The following is a 17,817-nucleotide window of genomic DNA, read 5'->3' as shown; positions in this document are numbered from 1 at the left end:
TTGTCGGTGGCGGGCAGTTATGCTGAAAGCTGCGTTTTGTTACTCTAACGGTCGGTTAATTCATCGGCCAGGAAACGCATGTTTCGCTTATACCATTCCAACGATCTTGAAGTTCTGCGCGGCATCTTAGTTAAACTGATGGCCGAGCAACCGCCCACACCTTTCGAACAGGAAGCCATTCTGGTTCAGAGTCAGGGGATGGCGCACTGGCTTAAACTGCAGTTAGCCGATGGCCTGGGCATTGCTGCTCAGCTTGATTTTCCACTGCCATCCAGCTTTGTCTGGACCGTATTTAACCAGCTGAAACCGGAATTACCACAACGCTCGCATTTTGAAAAACAGGCGATGGCGTGGAAATTAATGCGTTTATTACCGCAGTTAATGCAACAGCCTGTATACCAGCCAATTGCCCATTATCTGGATAACGACCATGACGGTCTGCGTTGTTACCAGCTGGCACATAAAATTGCCGATGTCTTTGACCAATATCTGGTGTACCGGCCCGACTGGTTATTAAGCTGGGAAAGCGGAGATGATTCAGTAACCGACACGGATGTTTCGCGTCATCCCTGGCAACCGCATTTATGGCGGGAATTAATTAATGACAGTCAGCAGCTGGGTCATTCACTCGATCACCGGGCGCGGTTATTACAACAGCTGAGCCAGCTGGTGGAGCAACAGCCGCAGCAGCTGGAAAATTTGCCAAAACGCTTGTTTGTGTTTGGTATTGCGGCGTTGCCCGGCAGTTATTGGGATGTGCTACAGGCCATCGCTGCAAAAACCGATGTGCACTTTTTTTTATTAAATCCGTGTAAAAATTTCTGGGGCGATATTATTGATGATCGCCGGCGTTTACAGATTTTAAAAAAACAACCTCAGGCTGCCGATTATTTTGATCGTGGTAACCCGTTACTGGCATCCTGGGGAAAGCTCGGACGCGAGTTTTTAACCCTGGTACATGACAGTGACATCAGCGATATCGAAGCCTGGGTGACGACGGATCAGCCGGCAACGCTGTTGCAACATATTCAGCAGGACATTCTGCAGTTGCAGGATAAACAGCAGGCCGCTTTCAGCGCTGCAGCATTACAGCACAGTCAATTTAAAACGCCGGTTGCTGCGGATGACGACAGCATTCGTTTTGTTTCTGCTCACAGTGCCTTGCGGGAGGTGCAGCAGTTACACGATCAGTTGTTATCCTGGTTCAGCCGCGACCCGCAACTCAAACCGCGCGATGTGGTGGTCATGGTGCCGGATATCGACCAGTACGCCCCCTATATTGATGCGGTGTTTTCGTCAGTCCATGACAGTACCCGTATTCCCTGGGCCATTGCTGACCAGTCGATGGCCCAGGAAAATCCGCTGATCGAAGCCTGGTTATCGTTACTGGCGTTGCCCGATAGCCGCTTGTTGGTCACCGATGTGCAGGACTGGCTGGATGTGGCCGCGATTCGCCGTCGTTTTGAGTTCAGCGATGATGACGTTGAACAATTAAAAGACTGGCTGCTGCGGGCGGAAATCCGCTGGGGACTGGATGGCGAACATCGTCAGCGTCTGGGATTACCGGCTTTTGAGCAGAACAGCTGGCGTAAAGGATTGCGGCAATTAATGCTGGGTCTGATGTTGCCGGATGACGCTGGCCAGTGGCAGCAGGATGTCCCGGTTCCCGCCGTTGAAGGTGCGGCTGCGGAGCTGCTGGGAAAACTGATGGTACTGATCGATACCCTGGAATACTGGCAACAGCAGCTGACAACAGAACGGACGGCAGCGGACTGGCAACAGCAGCTGCTGGATTTAATCGATGCTTTTTGTCTGCCCGATCTGAATGACAGCGCCTCATTGCAGAAAATCCGCGATGCCATTGGCCGCTGGCAGGAAAGTTTACTGGATGCAGGGTTTAACGCCCGGTTAACTCATGTGGTGGTACGCAGCTGGTTTAACGAACAGTTGGGGCAGCAGGGCGGCTGGCAGCGTTTTCTGGCCGGGCCGGTTAACTTCTGTACCCTGATGCCGATGCGTTCTATTCCGTTTAAAGCCGTGTGTATGTTGGGCATGAACGACGAAGATTATCCTCGCCGGGTAACACCGGTCGGGTTTGATCTGATGGTGTCGGGTAATAGCCGTCGTGGTGATCGTTCCCGCCGTGACGACGACCGTTATTTATTCCTTGAGGCGGTGTGTTCGGCGCAGCAGTTTTTATACATCAGTTACCGTGGTCGTGATGCACGGGAAAACAATGAATTACAACCCTCGGTGCTGGTCAGCGAATTACAGGATTATATTTGTGATGGCTACACGCTGACAGAGTGGCAGGCATTACCACATACCAGCAGCCGGCAAAAACTTCACCAACACTTGTTGCATGAATTACCACTGCAACCGTTTAATGCCACGCAGTTCAGCAGTTATCAACCGATCTGGGCGGCCGTCAGCAACAGCCGCGAGCAAACGGACGTCGCCGACTTTGTGTCCCGGGCGCTGAGCATTCCGGCAGAACTGGATCGCCAGGAAATCCTCTGGGACGATGTTAAGCAGGCGTTATTAAATCCGGCCCGTTTTTTTGTTCGTCGCCGGTTGCGCTGTGGGCTGGATTTATTCTGGCAATCACAACAAACGGAAGAACCGTTTGTTCCTGACGGCCTGGAATTATTCCAGTTACGCGAGCGCTGGCTGGAGGATTTTCAGGTACAACACGAAGACCGGTTTTTATCCCGGCAGCAGGCACTGGGTAAATTGCCGGTTAATAATCTTGGCCGGGTCTGGGCTGAGCAGATTGAGCAACAATTATTACCGCTGGGACACACTCTGCAGGCCGAGTGTGATCAGCCGCTGGAAGCCCGGGCGCTGCAGCTGACTCTGGCGGAAGGTCGGGTGATTGGCGAATTACAACAGGCATTTCTGCAGGCAGCCGGGCAGCAGCAACTGATTTTTCATCGCGTGGGTGGTGTGCGCGGGCAACATTTATTATCGGCCTGGCTGGATCTGGTGATGGCCAGTGCCGCGGGAGCCAGTGAGGTACGCCAGGCGGTTATTTATGGTCTGGATAAAAAAAGTGGCGCTGTTATTCAGTACCGGCTGCGGGCTCCGGCCGTCCACGAAGCGCAGGCACTGGTGCAGCGAGCGGTGGACGATTACTGGCAATGCTGGCAACAACCACTGGATTTTATAATTGATGTGTTATGGGAACATCAGCAGTTAATGGCTTCGGGTAAATACGACCAGGCGGATGAACAGCAACAGGCGCGGGAAAAATTATTGCAACAGCATCTGAATAATGAATATTCGCCGTTAGCGGATATTTACCTGCAGCGTTGTTTGCCGCACCTGACTTCACAGTTACAGCAGCCGGAATTTTTTCAGCGCTGGCTGGAGCAATACGACGTGTATGTCAGCTCCATGGCGCAACACCTGCTGGATGACTCGCCAGCCGGTCAGGCTCCGGGAGGTGTCAAGGCATGAAAACACTGAATATTGCGGCTTTCCCGGTGACCGGCCAGGCGCTGATTGAAGCCAGTGCCGGTACCGGTAAAACCTTTACCATTACCGCGTTATACAATCGTTTGTTGCTTGGCCATAACAGTCCACTGCCTCGTCTGGGGTGTGATCAGATTCTGGTGGTGACTTTTACCCGGGCGGCGACGGAAGAATTACGTGGCCGTATCCGTGAGCGGCTGCGCCTCAGTTTTGAAGATTGTTTGCGTCTGGCGGCGGGCAGCGAGGCGCAGGATCCTGCGTTTGCGGCGCTGATCGCTGAGCTGGACGACGCCGAACCGGAAGCATTAAGCCGCTGGCTGCAAGCCAACCTGGCGCAGATGGATGAGGCCGCCGTGTTTACTATTCACGGCTTTTGCCAGCGCATGCTGAAGCAGTTCGCGTTTGATTCCGGTGTGATGTTTGATTCAGAGCTGGTGCTGGATGCTGATGATTATCTGCAACAGGCCTGCGAAGACATCTGGCGTCAGGGGGGCTATCACCTGACGCCGTCTCAGGGACGTTATTGGCTCAACCGCTATGCCGGACCAGAGGCGCTGTTGGCCCGTTTCCGCAACTGGTTATCGCGGCCACAGCTGCAATTTATTCCGTCACCGGAGCATGGCAGTTTTGAAACCCGCTGGCAGCAGCTGCAACAGCAGTTTGAGGCGGTTAAACAAAGCTGGCAGCAGTTGGGCGACAGTGCTGTGGGCGATCTGATCAGTGCATCCGGGGTTGATAAACGCTCTTATAGCACGCGCAATTTACCGCGCTGGCTGGCCCTGGTGAGTGGCTATCTGAACGACGGCTTCCGGTTGCCGGTCGTTAAGGAACTGGAAAAGTTCTGTGCTTCTGTGTTGCAGCAGAAAACCAAAAAAGGGCAGGCGCCACAACAGCCGTTATTTGAGCAAATCGAGCAGTTTTATCAGCAGGCCGAAGCGCTGGCGCTGCAGCTGGATATGCAATTGTTTGAACAGGTGCGTGAGCGCTATTTCCTGTTATTGGAACAGGCCTCAGCACTGACTCCGGACGATTTATTACGCCTGCTCGCCAGTGCCCTGCAGGGGCCGCAGGGGCAGCACCTGGCGCAGCAGATCCGCGCCTGTTACCCGGTTGCCATGATCGACGAATTTCAGGATACCGACCCGCAGCAATATCAGATTTTTAATGCGATTTACCCTCCCGGTGACAGCTGTGATGGCTCGGGGCAGGGTTATGGCCTGACCATGATTGGTGACCCGAAACAGGCGATTTATGGTTTTCGCGGGGCGGATATTTTTACCTATATGCAGGCCCGGCGACAGCTGCCCGAAACGCGCCATTTTACTCTGGGTACTAACTGGCGCAGCCATTCGCAGCTGATTGCGGCGGTTAATCATGTCTGGCAATGCCACCCGAATCCGTTTGTGTTTGCCGCTGATATCGGTTTTCACCCGGTAGCGGCGGCGGGCAACAATGATGGTGGTGGTTTGCGTCAGCAGCAGGTGGATCAATCCTGGCAGCCGCTGCAACCATTACAGTTCTGGCTGCAGCCTGAGCCCGTCAGCCGTGTGCAGGCGCAACAACAGGCGGCCGCACAGTGTGCCCGTCAGATCGCCAGCCTGATCTATGACGATCAGCAGCGGCTCGGAGATCGACCGGTGGCCGCCGGCGACATTGCAGTGCTGGTACGCAGCCGCCGTCAGGCTGGCTGGATCCGCGATGCGCTGAGCGCCGAACAGGTCGGCAGTGTATTCCTGACCCGTGACAGTGTTTATGACAGCCAGGAAGCGCGGGATGTGCTGGCCTGGCTGAATGCCGTGCAACAACCGGCGGATGAACGTGCGGTGCGCACCGCGCTGGCAACCGTGACTCAGGGATTGAGCGCAACCGAGCTGGATCGTCTGTTAAACGACGAGCAGGCCTGGGAACAACAACTGGAACACATGGTGCGTTATCAGCAACTCTGGCAACAGCGCGGCATTATGGCGGCTATCATGGCCTGGCTGGAAACTCCGCTGACGGATACGGATGACAGTGCGCTGGCGGTGTCTCTGCGCCAGCACCCGGATGGCGAGCGGCGGCTGACCAACCTGATACACCTGGGAGAATTGTTGCAAACGGCAGCACGTCGCATTCGTGGCAGTCAGGGGCTGATTCGCTGGTTCAGCGAACGTGTACTGGACCTGCAGCGCAGCGGCGACGAGGCTCAGTTGCGGCTGGAAACCGATGCCAATCTGGTGACTATCGTTACCATTCACAAGTCGAAAGGACTGGAGTATCCGCTGGTCTTTCTGCCGTTTTTGTGGGACGACAGTTATATTCCGGCGCGCCAGACCGAAGCTCAGTATTATCAGGGTTACGACGATGACCGGCCTGCGGCTATGGTGCTGGATCTGGCGCCGGACGAGGATGCCAAAGCGCTGGCGATCCGCGATATTAAAGCGGAATATCTGCGCTTATTGTATGTCGCCCTGACCCGGGCAAAATTTGGCTGTTATATCTGGCTGGCCAATGCCCGTGATGGCCGGCGCAACAAGGCGTTAATTGAACACACCGCGCTGGGCTATTTACTTGGCCTGGACGCTGAGCCGGACTGGCAGGCGCTGCAGCAACAACTGAGTCATGAGGCGATTGCCGTTGCGCCGTTTTGTGCAACCGATTACCCGGGCAGTGCTGCGGCCCGGGGAGCTGTGCCGGCGGTGGTGGCACAGTCATTCAGTGGCCGGTTATGGGACAGCTGGCGGGTCACCAGTTACAGCCAGCTGACCGCCCATTCGGCCGGTCACCCGGTTCACGAAAGTACAACTCCCGACTGGCAGGACCCGGATTTACAACAGCTGGACTGGGAAGTTCAGGCAGCGGGGGTTCAGCCGCGGCCGGAAAACACCACCTCCGGCTTGCCCGCAGCGTTACCTCCAGCCCTGAGTTTCCCCAAAGGTGCCAACCCGGGTACCTGTTTACACGCCATGCTGGAACACTGGGATTTTCGTGATGCCGCCGAGTTACAGCGTATCTGTGCCGAGCAGTTAACCTATTTTTCCATTAACGCCGGGCTGGAGGATGTCTGCCAGTGGCTGCAGCAGGTGGTTAACACGCCGCTGTATGTTGGCGCTCCTGAAGGCACACAGTGTTTTACTCTGGCGCAGCTGGAACGGTCGCAGCGGTTGGATGAAATGGAGTTTCACCTGCCACTGCCCGACACCACCCAGCCACTGACTGCAGCGGCGGTGAATCGCCTGATGGCGGGCAAGCAGCTGCAGTTTGATGCGGTCAGTGGTTATTTAAAAGGATTTATTGATTTAATTTTTTGCCATAACGGGCGTTATTATGTCGCCGATTATAAGTCCAACCATCTGGGTTATCAGGCTCAGGATTATGTTGCCGAGTCTCTGAATCAGGCCATGGAAGAGCACCATTACGATATCCAGGCCTGGATTTATACCCTGGCCCTGGACCGCTTATTACGCCAGCGTTTGCCGGACTATCAGCCGCAGCAACACCTTGGCGGTGTGTTTTATTTTTATCTGCGCGGCATGATCCGTGAATTCGGCGATCAGCCCGCAGGCAGTTTGCAGCAGGACAGCGCAGATGACCTGTTTACCGACAGCGATACCGGTGCAGACGCCGAGCGACTGCAGCAACATGCCGGGGTGTACTATGCAGCGGTTGATTTTGATGCGCTACAGCGCTGGCAACAGACTTTGCTGCCGGAGGTTGGCTGATGCTGCGGATTAATGACGTGAACGCCGACCGTGGCCTGGCCGGGTTACAGCACACCTGTAGACAGTTGCAGCAGGACAATAAATTGCGTGCCATCGACCTGCAACTGGCGCAGCAGCTGTTAAGTTACCAGCCAGATGCCAGTGATGAGGTTGCCCGGCTGCTGTATCTCAGTGGCGTGTTACTCAGTGTGGCACTGGCAAAAGGTCAGGTGTGTCTGCCGTTGCAGCAGTGTCCGCTGGCCGAACTGGCGATTCACTGGCCAAAATCCCAGCGGCTGGTGACGCAGCTGGGGGAGTGTGACTGTGTTTATGTCCGGCATACGCCGGCTGACGAGTTGCTGTGGTGTAATCAGCCGCTGGTACTCGATGTGTGCCAGCCTCAGCCCCGGCTCTATCTGGCGCGCTATTTCTTTTACGAACGGGGTGTTTATCAGGCGATCCGGAGCCGTTTGCAGGCCGGTCATGATCTTTGCGATGCCGCTGAGTCAGCGGTATTACAACAGGCACTGACGGAGTTATTTGTCGCCAGTGAGCGGATTGACTGGCAAAAGGTTGCGGCGGCAACGGCCTGCCTGCAGGGGTTTGCGGTGATCACCGGTGGCCCGGGTACCGGTAAAACCACCACGGTTACCCGTCTGCTCAGTGCCTTGCTGAGTATCAAGCCCGCGATGCACATCGCTCTGGCAGCGCCCACCGGTAAGGCCGCTGCGCGAATGACCGAGTCGATCCGAAACGCCAAACTGGCCGCGCGTGATGGCCGCTTGTTGCCCCACGGTGAGCAGATTCCGGATAACAGCTTCACCTTGCACCGTCTGTTAGGCTGGAGCCCGCGCGGATTTCGTTATCATGCCGGTCACCCTTTACCGTACGATTGTATCGTGGTCGACGAAGCATCGATGATTGACTTGCCGATGATGTACCATCTGATGCAGGCGTTATCGCCGCAGTGCCGGCTGATTCTGCTGGGTGATCGTGATCAGCTGGCCTCGGTTGAAGCGGGCAGTGTGCTGGCTGATTTATGTGATGCCGGCCATGAACACGGCCCGGCGCCCCAATTTGCTGCGCGGCTGCAGCAGGTGTGTGGTGAAGACCTGAGTGGTTTTATCGAACAACGCGACCAGGACTGTGGTATCCAGAATGCGATCGCCCAGCTGCGTGTGTCGCATCGGTTTGACGCCAACAGTGGTATTGGTCAGCTGGCCGCTGCCGTTAACCGGGGTGATTATCAGCAGGCCCTGGATTGTTTCCGCCGTTTTGATGATATTGAGGTCAACTGGCATGACGAAAACAGCCGGCTGACGGTTAATAATGACCACTGGCAACTGGCGGTGAATCAGGGTTACCGCGATTATTGCCGCGCTGTACAGCAGGGTGACAGTGCAGAGATTCTGGAACGGTTTAATGATTTTCAGGTGTTATGTGCCACCCGCCAGGGCAGTTTTGGGGTGGAGGAAATCAATCGCCGTATCGAACGGCTGTTGCGTCCTCAGCTGGACCGGCAGCAGCAATACGATGGTGTAATGTATCCTGGTCGGGCGATTATGATCAGTCGCAACGATTATGACCTGGGTCTGTTTAACGGTGATATCGGGGTTGTGGTGGCGGTCACAGAAGCCGGGCGTGAGCCACGGCTGAAAGTGGCTTTTCGCAGCAGCGATGGTGAGTTGCGGCTGTTATTGCCGAGCCGCTTACCCGATCACGAAACCGCTTTTGCCATGACTGTCCATAAAAGTCAGGGGTCCGAGTTTGGTTCGGTCTTTCTGATGTTGCCGGCAGACTGGCAAAGTGTGATTACCCGCGAACTGATTTACACCGCTATTACCCGGGCGAAACAGCGTTTTCGTTTATTGACCAGTCTGCGCAGCTGGAAAACCGGCGTGGCCAGTCGGGTGGTACGTGCCAGTGGTTTGCGCGACCAGTTATGGCTGAGTGAATGAAACCGTGATGGATGCGGCGCAGGCCGGATCTGACGATGAAGAAACAGGAGCAGGATTTTGACCGCAAAAAGGGTGCTACGGACGTTATTAAAAACCAGTGTTTATCTGGTGCTGGTGATTTCTGTGTTGCTGGGACTGGTGCTGACGGCCGGGCCTATGTTTGCCATTCGTTACGCCGAAGACTGGTATGCCGGGCAATATCCGGGACAAACGCTGCAAATTGCCGACTGGGATCTGCAATTATTGCAGGGGCGCCTGGCGCTGCTGGATATCGCCGTACATCAGCCCGATGGTGGCAGCATTTCGCAATTGCAGCGCTTAACGCTGGAGCAGATACAGCTTAGCTGGCAATACCGGCCATTGCTGGAGTCGCGCTTCAGTGGTGACCTGAGTTTGTCGGGGTTGCAGCTGGAAGCCAGTGACCTGCCGCCAGTGGCATTAGGGGGCTTGCAGCTGGAGGGGATTCGTGCTGATCAGTGGCAGCAACAACTGCAGCAGCTGACACTTTCCGGGCTGCGCCTGGGCGCTGCCGAGCAGCCGCTGCTGACGCTGGAGAGTTACCAGATTGAACACCTTAAGGCTGATCCTCAGGCACAACGCTTCAGCACCGGATTGCACGGTTATCGCGGTCTGGTGGCACAGTTGGAAAAACAGGCTGACGGAACGCTTCGTGGCCTGAGTCCGGCAGGCCACACGCCTCCGGCCGCTGCGCCGTCGGCGGCAGAACACAGCCGGGAGAAGGCAGCGACGACACCGGTGGCCGATGCGCCGTTCAGTGACGGTGATGCTGCCAGCCTAGTAGCCGCCGGGCAGCCAGCCGACGGCGGTGTGCCGATACAGAGTCAGGCCCGTGGGCCCGTTGCAGACGATGTGGATGCTGCTCAGCAGGCCGCCAGTGACGAAAACGAACGGGTCGCCGAGGTGGTCGCTACTGCGGCGGAGGAAAAAACAGCCGACACCACTCCAGAGCTGATTATCGCTGGTATCCGTCAGCTCGGGCAGGAATCACAGCTGCACTTTCACGACGCCAGTGTGACGCCCGCGGCTGAGCTGAGTTTACAGATAAAGACACTGAAGATTGGTCAGATCAACAGTGCCGATCTGACCCAGCCGGTGTTGCTGGAGCTGGAAGCGGCACTGGATGATTACAATCAGCTGCTGGCTGAAGGCACTCTGGCGCTGGTTGAAGGTTATCCGCAAGGGCGGATGGTGGTCGAAATTCGTCAGCTCAACCTGGTGGCGTTTAACGGTTACCTGGCTCAGGCCATGGGTTATCAGGTACATAAAGGATCGTTGCAGCTGGAGGCCGATGTGCGGGTGGACCAGGCTCAGCTGGATGGCAGCAGCAAACTGTTATTGCGCAACAGCAAATTTGTACCGGTTGATGAAGACACCATCGACCGCCTTAGTAAGCAGATTTCTATGCCGGTGGAAACGGCCTTGTCATTATTAAAAGACGATAACAACAATATCCGCTTAAAAGTGCCGTTAACCGGCCGGGTGGATGATCCGGATGTCGGGCTGGATGATCTGACCTCGCAGCTCAGCACCCTGGCATTAAAACAGGCGGCCGGTTATTACCTGAGGCAGGCGTTACAGCCTTATGGCACATTAATTTCGTTATCCAGTTATGCCGGTGATTACCTGCTGGCGATCCGCCTCGACGACTTACGTTACCAGCCATTGCAGGCAGAAGTGAGCGAAGAGCAGGGCGAATACCTGAATAAAGTGGCCGAAATGATGCTGAAAAAACCTGCGCTGGAGCTGCAGGTATGTGGCTTTGCCAGCCACAGCGAAGCCCAGAGCCTGGCAGACAATCCTCAGGCCGGGCTGAAAAACTGGCAACAGCTGGCGCTCAGCCGGGCGCTGTTGGTGAAAAGCTGGTTTAAACAACATCACCCTCAGGCGCTGGAACGGGTAACAACCTGCCAGCCTCAGCAGGGAGATGAGGCGGTGGTCAGTCTGGGGTTTTAAACACTACCCGCCGGGCTTTGTAGCAATCACGGCAGATGGCTTATAGCGCCCGGTTTGGTTGCCAGTCAGCGCCAGAAATTGCCGGGTGCTGCAAAATAATTACTGCCAAAAACGAAACAGTCTGTTTTATTTTGTGTTTGGTGTCCGTTACTCTGAATGGGTGGATTTTTTCCGCTGCTGAAAAGCCGGGGTGTCGGATGCCACTCAAAAAAGAATCTGCACGTTAATCCAGTCGTTGGTTTTGTCTCCGCACTTAACGGAATGACGGGGCTGGAGTCAATCCGACGAACTACAAAGCAGCGGGTTTTCGGCTGCTTATAAATGGCCCGTTTTATGCTCTGAAACAGCGGGGCTATTTGGTCCGGACCCCGGGCCAGGCGTATGCTAGCGCTAATGTATTACCGCATAACGTCCCGGGTCGCTGGCCCGGACAATAATAAAACGGGAGCCTGTATGTCCGATATACGTCCACAATACACGCCGGAAAAAGTACCGGCTGAACCGCTGTTTGATCGCAATCACCTGATCATCCTGATCGATGTGATTGTGTTTGCCGTGTTATACAACAGCCTGCCGTTTGACCCGAAAGTGGTGACCGGCCTGAGCATTCTGGTGTTTATCGCCATTCTCTGGCTGACCGAAGCCATTCACGTCAGTATCACTGCATTACTGGTGCCGTTGCTGGCGGTGGCGTTTGATGTCTTCGATACGCCGAAGGCGCTGTCGAATTTTGCCAACCCGATTATCTTTTTATTCCTGGGGGGCTTTGCCCTGGCCTCAGCGTTACACGCCCAGAAGCTGGATGCAGCTATTGCCAATAAAGTATTACATCTGGCACAGGGCAATCTGATGCTGGCTTTGCTGATGTTGTTTGGGGTGGCTGCCGGTTTGTCGATGTGGATCAGTAATACCGCAACGACGGCGATGATGTTGCCACTGGTACTGGGGATTCTCAGCCAGCTTGATCCGGTAAAACAAAAGCCAACCTATTTGTTTGCGTTATTAGGGGTAGCGTACAGCGCCAGTATCGGTGGTATTGCGACCATGGTGGGCAGTCCGCCGAATGCGATTGCCGCAGCTCAGACCGGGCTGGACTTCTTTGGCTGGATGAAACTGGCCGCACCGGTGGCTCTGATGTTGTTGCCGGTCGCTATTGCTGTGCTCTACTGGGTGACCAAACCGGATTTAAAATACCGCTTTGATGCTGAACATCAAGTGATGGAATGGACGCCGGCGCGGATAATGACACTGGCTATTTTTGCCTTTACTGCGTTGTGCTGGATTTTCAGTGGCAGCCTGAATCAGCTGCTCGGCGGCCTCGCTAAAATTGACAGTATTATTGCCATTAATGCCATTATTCTGCTGGCGCTGTTTGGCGTGGTGCGCTGGCGTGATATCGAACGGACTACCGACTGGGGGGTGTTGTTATTGTTTGGTGGTGGTTTGTGTTTAAGTGCGGTATTAAAAGCCACCGGTACCAGTGTTTTTCTGGCAGAAACCATGGGTGCATTTTTACATCAGGCCGGTGTGCTGGTGGCACTGTTAAGTGTGGTTACCTTTGTTGTCTTCCTGACGGAATTTGCCAGTAATACCGCCAGTGCAGCCTTGCTGGTACCGGTATTTGCTGCGGTAGCTGAAAGCCTGGGAGTGTCTCCGCTGGTGTTATCGACCGTTATTGCGGTGTCCGCTTCCTGTGCTTTTATGTTGCCGGTTGCCACACCACCAAACGCCATCGTGTTTGGCTCCGGTCATGTCGATCAGAAAGATATGATGCGGGTAGGTGTGCGCCTGAATCTGGTCTGTATTGTTCTGATTACTTTTTACGCCTGGTTGTTCTGGTGAAACCGGGTGCCCAGGCCTGTGACTGAAACCGCCTGCGGGCGGTTTTCCTGGGAGGTTATTTCTCTGGCATCTGAGTTATTCCCCTGGTGCCTTGCCGGCTAACGAACTCAGGCCAAATTTCTTACTTAAAATTTTGTCCAGCCATTCCAGTGGTAACCAGCGCCGCATCAGCGGCAGAGCCCGGCTGCCGTTGCCAATGCGGATCACCGCATCCGGTCGACTCAGTAACTGGGCCATCAGCTCAGTTGCAAACAGTTTGGCGGGTGTTGGGTTGTCCTGCGAGGCGGTGGCGCGGGCAGCAATGGATTGCTTCAGTGGCGCATAAATCGATTGTTCGGTGATTAAATCGCCCAGGTTTGCCAGCGAATTTTCACCAAATTTTGATTCGATGGCGCCGGGTTGTACTGTTACAACGCGGATATTAAACGGTGCCAGCTCCATCCGCAGAGCATCCGATAACGCATGCAGTGCTGCCTTGGTGGCACAATAAGCCCCGGAAAACGGCGTCGTTAATATGCCGGATACCGAACCGATATTCACCACCTGGGCATTACCACTGGCGCGCAGCAGCGGTAATAATGCTTTGGTTAACGCCATCGGCGCAAACACGTTGGTGGCAAACTGACGCTGCAGGTCGTCGGCGGATAATTCCACCACCGGGCCCATCGCAGCGTAACCGGCATTGTTTATCAGACAATCCAGCTGGCCGTGTTGTTGCTGTATTTGTTCGGCCGCCGCACTGATCTCGTCAGCGTTATTAACGTCCATTTTGACAAGCGTCAGATGCTCAGCAGTCAGATTGCTCAGGGCGTCGGTGTTCCGTGCCGCAGCGTAGACGTGAAAACCATGGTGCAAAAACGCTTCGGTCAATGCCCGGCCAATACCACTGGAGCATCCGGTAATTAAAACAGTGCGTGGCTTCATGCTGATTCCTTGCGGGTTAAAATCATGTCGGCTTAATTTAAATCGTGGCAACCCGGTTAAACCAGGGTTGTGCCTGTTCCAGCTGTTGAGCCAGTTGCAGCAGGGTGACTTCATCTCCCATCGGTGCCATAAACTGCACTCCTAATGGCAGATTGTTGGCACTCCAGTGTAACGGCACTGACATCGCTGGTGCACCGGTGAGATTCGCCAGCTGAGTAAACGGCAGCTTTTCCAGGTTGTCCATGGCCATCTGTTTCACCATGCCGGTTTTCAGTAATAATTTGTGCAGACCAAAAGCGTTGACCAGTTTCATGCCGGCTTTTTCAAACGCTGGTGGTTCAAACGCCCCAATTGCCACCGGTTCAGAAGCCAGGGTTGGGGTTAATAACAGATCAAACCGCTGGTGATACATGGCCATGGTCTGAGCAAACTGATTCCAGCGGCGTTTGGCACTGACAAAGTCGCCGGCGGAAATATTTTTGCCAATGTAGCCGATGGTTTTTGTTGCGTCTTCGACATCCAGATTGCCAAAGCCGGTGCCTAACAGTTGTGCGGCGTAGTCCATATCGGCGGCAACGTGGCCGAAATACATGGTCAGGTAGCTGTCGGCCAGTGCTTCGGTATCAAACTGCAGTTGTACTTCTTCGACCTGATGGCCCAGTTGCTGTAACAACGTGACGCTGTGCTCAACGGCTTTTACCGCTTCGGCATCAACCGCTTTGCCGACAAACGACTGGCTGGTAAAACCGATTTTTAACGGCCGCAGCGGTTGTTGCAGTGCCTGCAGGTAAGAGGCCGGTTTCGCCATCGGGTACGGGCTGGAGGCGTCCGGGCCAGCGATCACATCCAGCATGGCGGCACTGTCGCGCACGCTGCGGGTTAACACGTGCTCCACGGCTGCGCCATCCCATAATTCTGAGAAATACGGTCCGGTCGGAGTGCGGCCACGGCTGGGTTTTAAGCCGAATAAACCACAACAGGCCGCCGGAATACGAATTGAGCCGCCACCGTCGCCGCCTGAGGCCATTGGCACAATCCCGGCTGCCACGGCCGCACCTGAGCCACCGCTGGAGCCACCCGGAGTGTGGGCGGTATTCCAGGGGTTACGGCTGGCGCCAAAGGCTTTGGGTTCGGTGACGCCCATTAAACCGAATTCCGGAGTGTTGGTTTTGCCAAAAATCACCACGCCGCTGTTTTTATAACGCCGGGTCAGTTCGCTGTCGCTGGGAGAAATCTGCCCTTTGAAGGCATTGCTGCCGTTGCTCATCGGCGTTCCTTCCAGCGCACACAGCAGATCTTTTAATAAAAACGGCACGCCGGTAAAGGGGCCATCGGGCAGGCCGGCACGAATCTGTTGCCGGGCGAAATCGTATAACGGCGTGACGATGGCGTTGATTGCAGGGTTAACCACCTCGGCGCGCTGAATGGCCGCCTGTAACAGTTCTTCGGCGCTGACGTCGCCGCTTTTGACCAGCTGTGCCAGACCCATGGCATCGTAACTCTGGTAATCATCCTGGCTCAGCAGTTTGTGTGGTCGGGCAGAGGAGGGGGCAGCGGAACTGTCCATGGCGATACCTTATCATTATTGTTAACTGGCTGAGATTCTATCAGTGCCACACAATAAAACCATGGTTCCGGTTGCTGTTTTAACGGCGTTGTTGTCAGTGGTTGCGTTGACTGATATGGCTGCCGTCCGGACGGATGGCAAGAAAGTGCAGGCTTTGTTGTTGTAACCAGTCCTGCGCCTGTTGTTGCTTCAGCATCGCAATGGTGGAGAAGCTGCCAGCCAACAGGCAGCTGGGAGCCAGTACGGTGACGGATGCCCAATAGTCCACCGGCCAGCCGCTGCTGGGGTTAAGCAGGTGACAATAACGCCGGCCCTGATGGTCAAAATAACGCTCATAATCGCCGCTGGTGGCCATGCCCCCTTCATAGACCGGTAACTGCGCAAACGCCTTGTCCGGATCGCGCGGATGGCGTACCCCCAGTAACCAGGGAGAACCATCCGGTTTAGGCCCCAGTACCAACAGATCGCCGCCTAAGTCCACCACACCTGAGTGAATGCCATGCTGGCGGCACAGTGCTGCGGCCCGGTCGGCAGCGTATTCTTTACCAATGCCGCCGAAGTCTATTTCCATCTCGGCGGGCATCAGCAACTGGTGCTGTTCGTTATGTTGCAGTAGCTGACAGCGGTCAAAACCAACCCGCGGCAGCAGCGTCTGCAGCTGCTGAGGGTCGGGCAGGCGGGCGTTACGGAAATCCCATTGCTGGCGCAGGACGCCGGAACTGATGTCAAACAGACCATCACTTTGTTGCCAGCAAACCCGGGCGTAATTCAGTAAATAGGCGGTTTCGGCATCGATATTACAGGTTTGGCCGGCGCGCTGATTCAGTTCGCTGAGGACGGAATCGTCGCGGTAACGGCTGTATTTTTGCTCGATCCGGCGCACTTCCTGCTCGACGGCTGCGGCAGCCCGCCGGCATTGTGTATTGTCGCCCAGCAGGTGAAGCTGGCAGGGGGAAGCCATGGCGCTGAAATGGAAGTGCTGAATCTTCATCGTGGCTTGCTCATTGCGCCTTAATAGCGGTATTCAACGCCCAGACTGAGCAGGGTATAGCTTAACAATGAGGGCGTTTCATCAGCGCTGCGCTGCACCAGCGACAGGGTTTCGTCGGCAAAATAATATTGGCCGTCGAGACTGACGATCCAGTTATTCCAGCGTACCCGGCCTTCCAGTCCCAGCGTAATCGCGCCGTAGTTGGAGAGGCGTGCATCTGAGCTGTAAAATTCACCACCGGGATAACGCTCCAGCGTATAAAAATCGGCTTCACTCTGGCGGTAATAGCGCAGTTGCGGAATCAGTTGCCAGCCGACACCGTTGTCCTGACGAATCTGTTGTGCCCAGCGGCCGCTGACGGTGTGAGACCAGATACCCCAGTCATCCGCATAAAAGCGGTAGTCAGCATGCAGTGCGGCACCATCGCCAACGTTCAGAAAATGGCGGTACTGAAAATTGATGGTGAACTGATCACGCTCACCGGGGCGCTGGTCGTAGGTTTTATACGGATCGGATAAATAGCCCGATAAATGGGTCAGGCCCACACCCAGTTGCATGACCCGGTTTTTGTCCAGGATCTGACTGACGCCCTGATAGACAGACACACTGCGTTTGTTTTTACGGTCAAACGCCTGACGTGCCGGGTATTGGTCCTGATCGCTGGGCGATAAGGTGTCGTAGGAGGCACTGATGGCGGCCATCAGGGTGGTGTGTTTATCGAATAATTCCAGGGTGCCGTCGCCGCCCAAAGCCAGCGACTGATAGTCATTTTCCAAAGACAGTGCGGCGTTGCCTGCCAGCGTGCCCTGGCTGAAATAACGTCGCGGAGAGGCTTTGATGTCCAGTCGTTGTTCGTCGATGGTGGCGCCAGACGTCACCAGCACACTTTTACCATCCTGCTGGTAGGTTTGCAGCGGCGACGCCCCCGACAGGGTTTCGTACTGCAACTCACCATCCAGATACCAGTCTTCACCCAACGGCCGGGCGTGGCGGAACTGATGGACATTGATATCGTAGCGCCGGGTTTCCGGGGTAAAGGTCCGTGCTCTGGGATTATCGCTTTCGCTGTAATGGCTGTAGCGATAAGCCATAACTTTTTCTTCCGGGCGGGCTTCTGCCTGAGCCAGCAGCGGCAAAGAGGCGGCAGCCAGAGCGGCTAAGGCGTTGGTTTTATGACTCATCCATTGTTACTCGTCGGTTAATTGCAGCCGCAGCCACCACCAGCGGCCTGGCCGCCACCGGACGAACCTTCCTTGCTGAAATACACATGGTTATCGAGCGAGCTTTTCAGAGGATCGATCTGCCAGGCCATCACCTCCTGCGATAAGTTACCCCGTTCCCAGGGTTTAACCTGAGCGCAGCCGCTGGCCAGTACCACAATGGTGATGATTGCAAAGACACGCATGG

10 protein-coding genes are annotated in these 17,817 nt (G+C 55.3%); 5 read left to right on the top strand and 5 right to left on the bottom strand.

The genetic code is table 11. The features are described from left to right. Positions 1-78: 78 nt before the first annotated feature. The 5 genes from recC (at position 79) to ACFOMG_RS09220 (ending at position 12,928) form a co-directional block, all read left to right on the top strand. Positions 79-3,459, top strand: a complete 3,381-nt coding sequence (recC, locus tag ACFOMG_RS09240; protein WP_376866176.1) for an exodeoxyribonuclease V subunit gamma — start codon at positions 79-81, stop codon at positions 3,457-3,459. Then, positions 3,456-7,175, top strand: coding sequence for an exodeoxyribonuclease V subunit beta (gene recB, locus ACFOMG_RS09235; protein ID WP_376866175.1), 3,720 nt, complete (start codon positions 3,456-3,458; stop codon positions 7,173-7,175). Before recC ends, recB begins: the two co-directional genes overlap by 4 nt. After that, entirely contained in the window at positions 7,175-9,112 is a 1,938-nt protein-coding gene (recD, locus tag ACFOMG_RS09230) for an exodeoxyribonuclease V subunit alpha (protein ID WP_376866174.1), read from the top strand. Before recB ends, recD begins: the two co-directional genes overlap by 1 nt. 57 nt (positions 9,113-9,169) lie before the next feature. Then, on the top strand, positions 9,170-11,086 hold the full coding sequence (locus ACFOMG_RS09225) for a DUF748 domain-containing protein (protein WP_376866173.1): 1,917 nt from the start codon (positions 9,170-9,172) through the stop codon (positions 11,084-11,086). Positions 11,087-11,539: 453 nt separating this feature from the next. Beyond that, entirely contained in the window at positions 11,540-12,928 is a 1,389-nt protein-coding gene (locus ACFOMG_RS09220; RefSeq protein WP_376866172.1) for an SLC13 family permease, read from the top strand. Positions 12,929-13,003: 75 nt separating this feature from the next. On the opposite strand, the gene ACFOMG_RS09215 is transcribed toward ACFOMG_RS09220, so the two are convergent. The 5 genes from ACFOMG_RS09215 to ACFOMG_RS09195 form a co-directional block, all read right to left on the bottom strand. Then, positions 13,004-13,852, bottom strand: coding sequence for an SDR family oxidoreductase (locus ACFOMG_RS09215; RefSeq protein ID WP_376866171.1), 849 nt, complete (start codon positions 13,850-13,852; stop codon positions 13,004-13,006). Between the two features lie 37 nt (positions 13,853-13,889). Beyond that, positions 13,890-15,419: an amidase gene (locus ACFOMG_RS09210; protein WP_376866169.1), complete on the bottom strand. Its 1,530-nt coding sequence runs from the start codon at positions 15,417-15,419 to the stop codon at positions 13,890-13,892. A gap of 94 nt (positions 15,420-15,513) precedes the next feature. Next, on the bottom strand, positions 15,514-16,410 hold the full coding sequence (locus ACFOMG_RS09205; RefSeq protein ID WP_376866168.1) for an FAD:protein FMN transferase: 897 nt from the start codon (positions 16,408-16,410) through the stop codon (positions 15,514-15,516). A 20-nt stretch (positions 16,411-16,430) separates the two neighbouring features. Then, positions 16,431-17,591 (bottom strand): DUF3570 domain-containing protein, encoded by a 1,161-nt coding sequence (locus ACFOMG_RS09200; protein ID WP_376866167.1) that lies wholly within the window; start codon positions 17,589-17,591, stop codon positions 16,431-16,433. Positions 17,592-17,608: 17 nt separating this feature from the next. Then, positions 17,609-17,815 carry a DUF4266 domain-containing protein gene (locus tag ACFOMG_RS09195; protein WP_376866166.1) on the bottom strand — a complete coding sequence of 69 codons (207 nt, stop codon included), beginning with the start codon at positions 17,813-17,815 and terminating at the stop codon, positions 17,609-17,611. Positions 17,816-17,817 lie beyond the last annotated feature (2 nt).

This window comes from Bacterioplanoides pacificum (assembly GCF_042648445.1).
GTDB classification, from domain to species: domain Bacteria; phylum Pseudomonadota; class Gammaproteobacteria; order Pseudomonadales; family Oceanobacteraceae; genus Bacterioplanoides; species Bacterioplanoides pacificum.
This window is presented reverse-complemented; position numbering and strand designations above follow the sequence as displayed.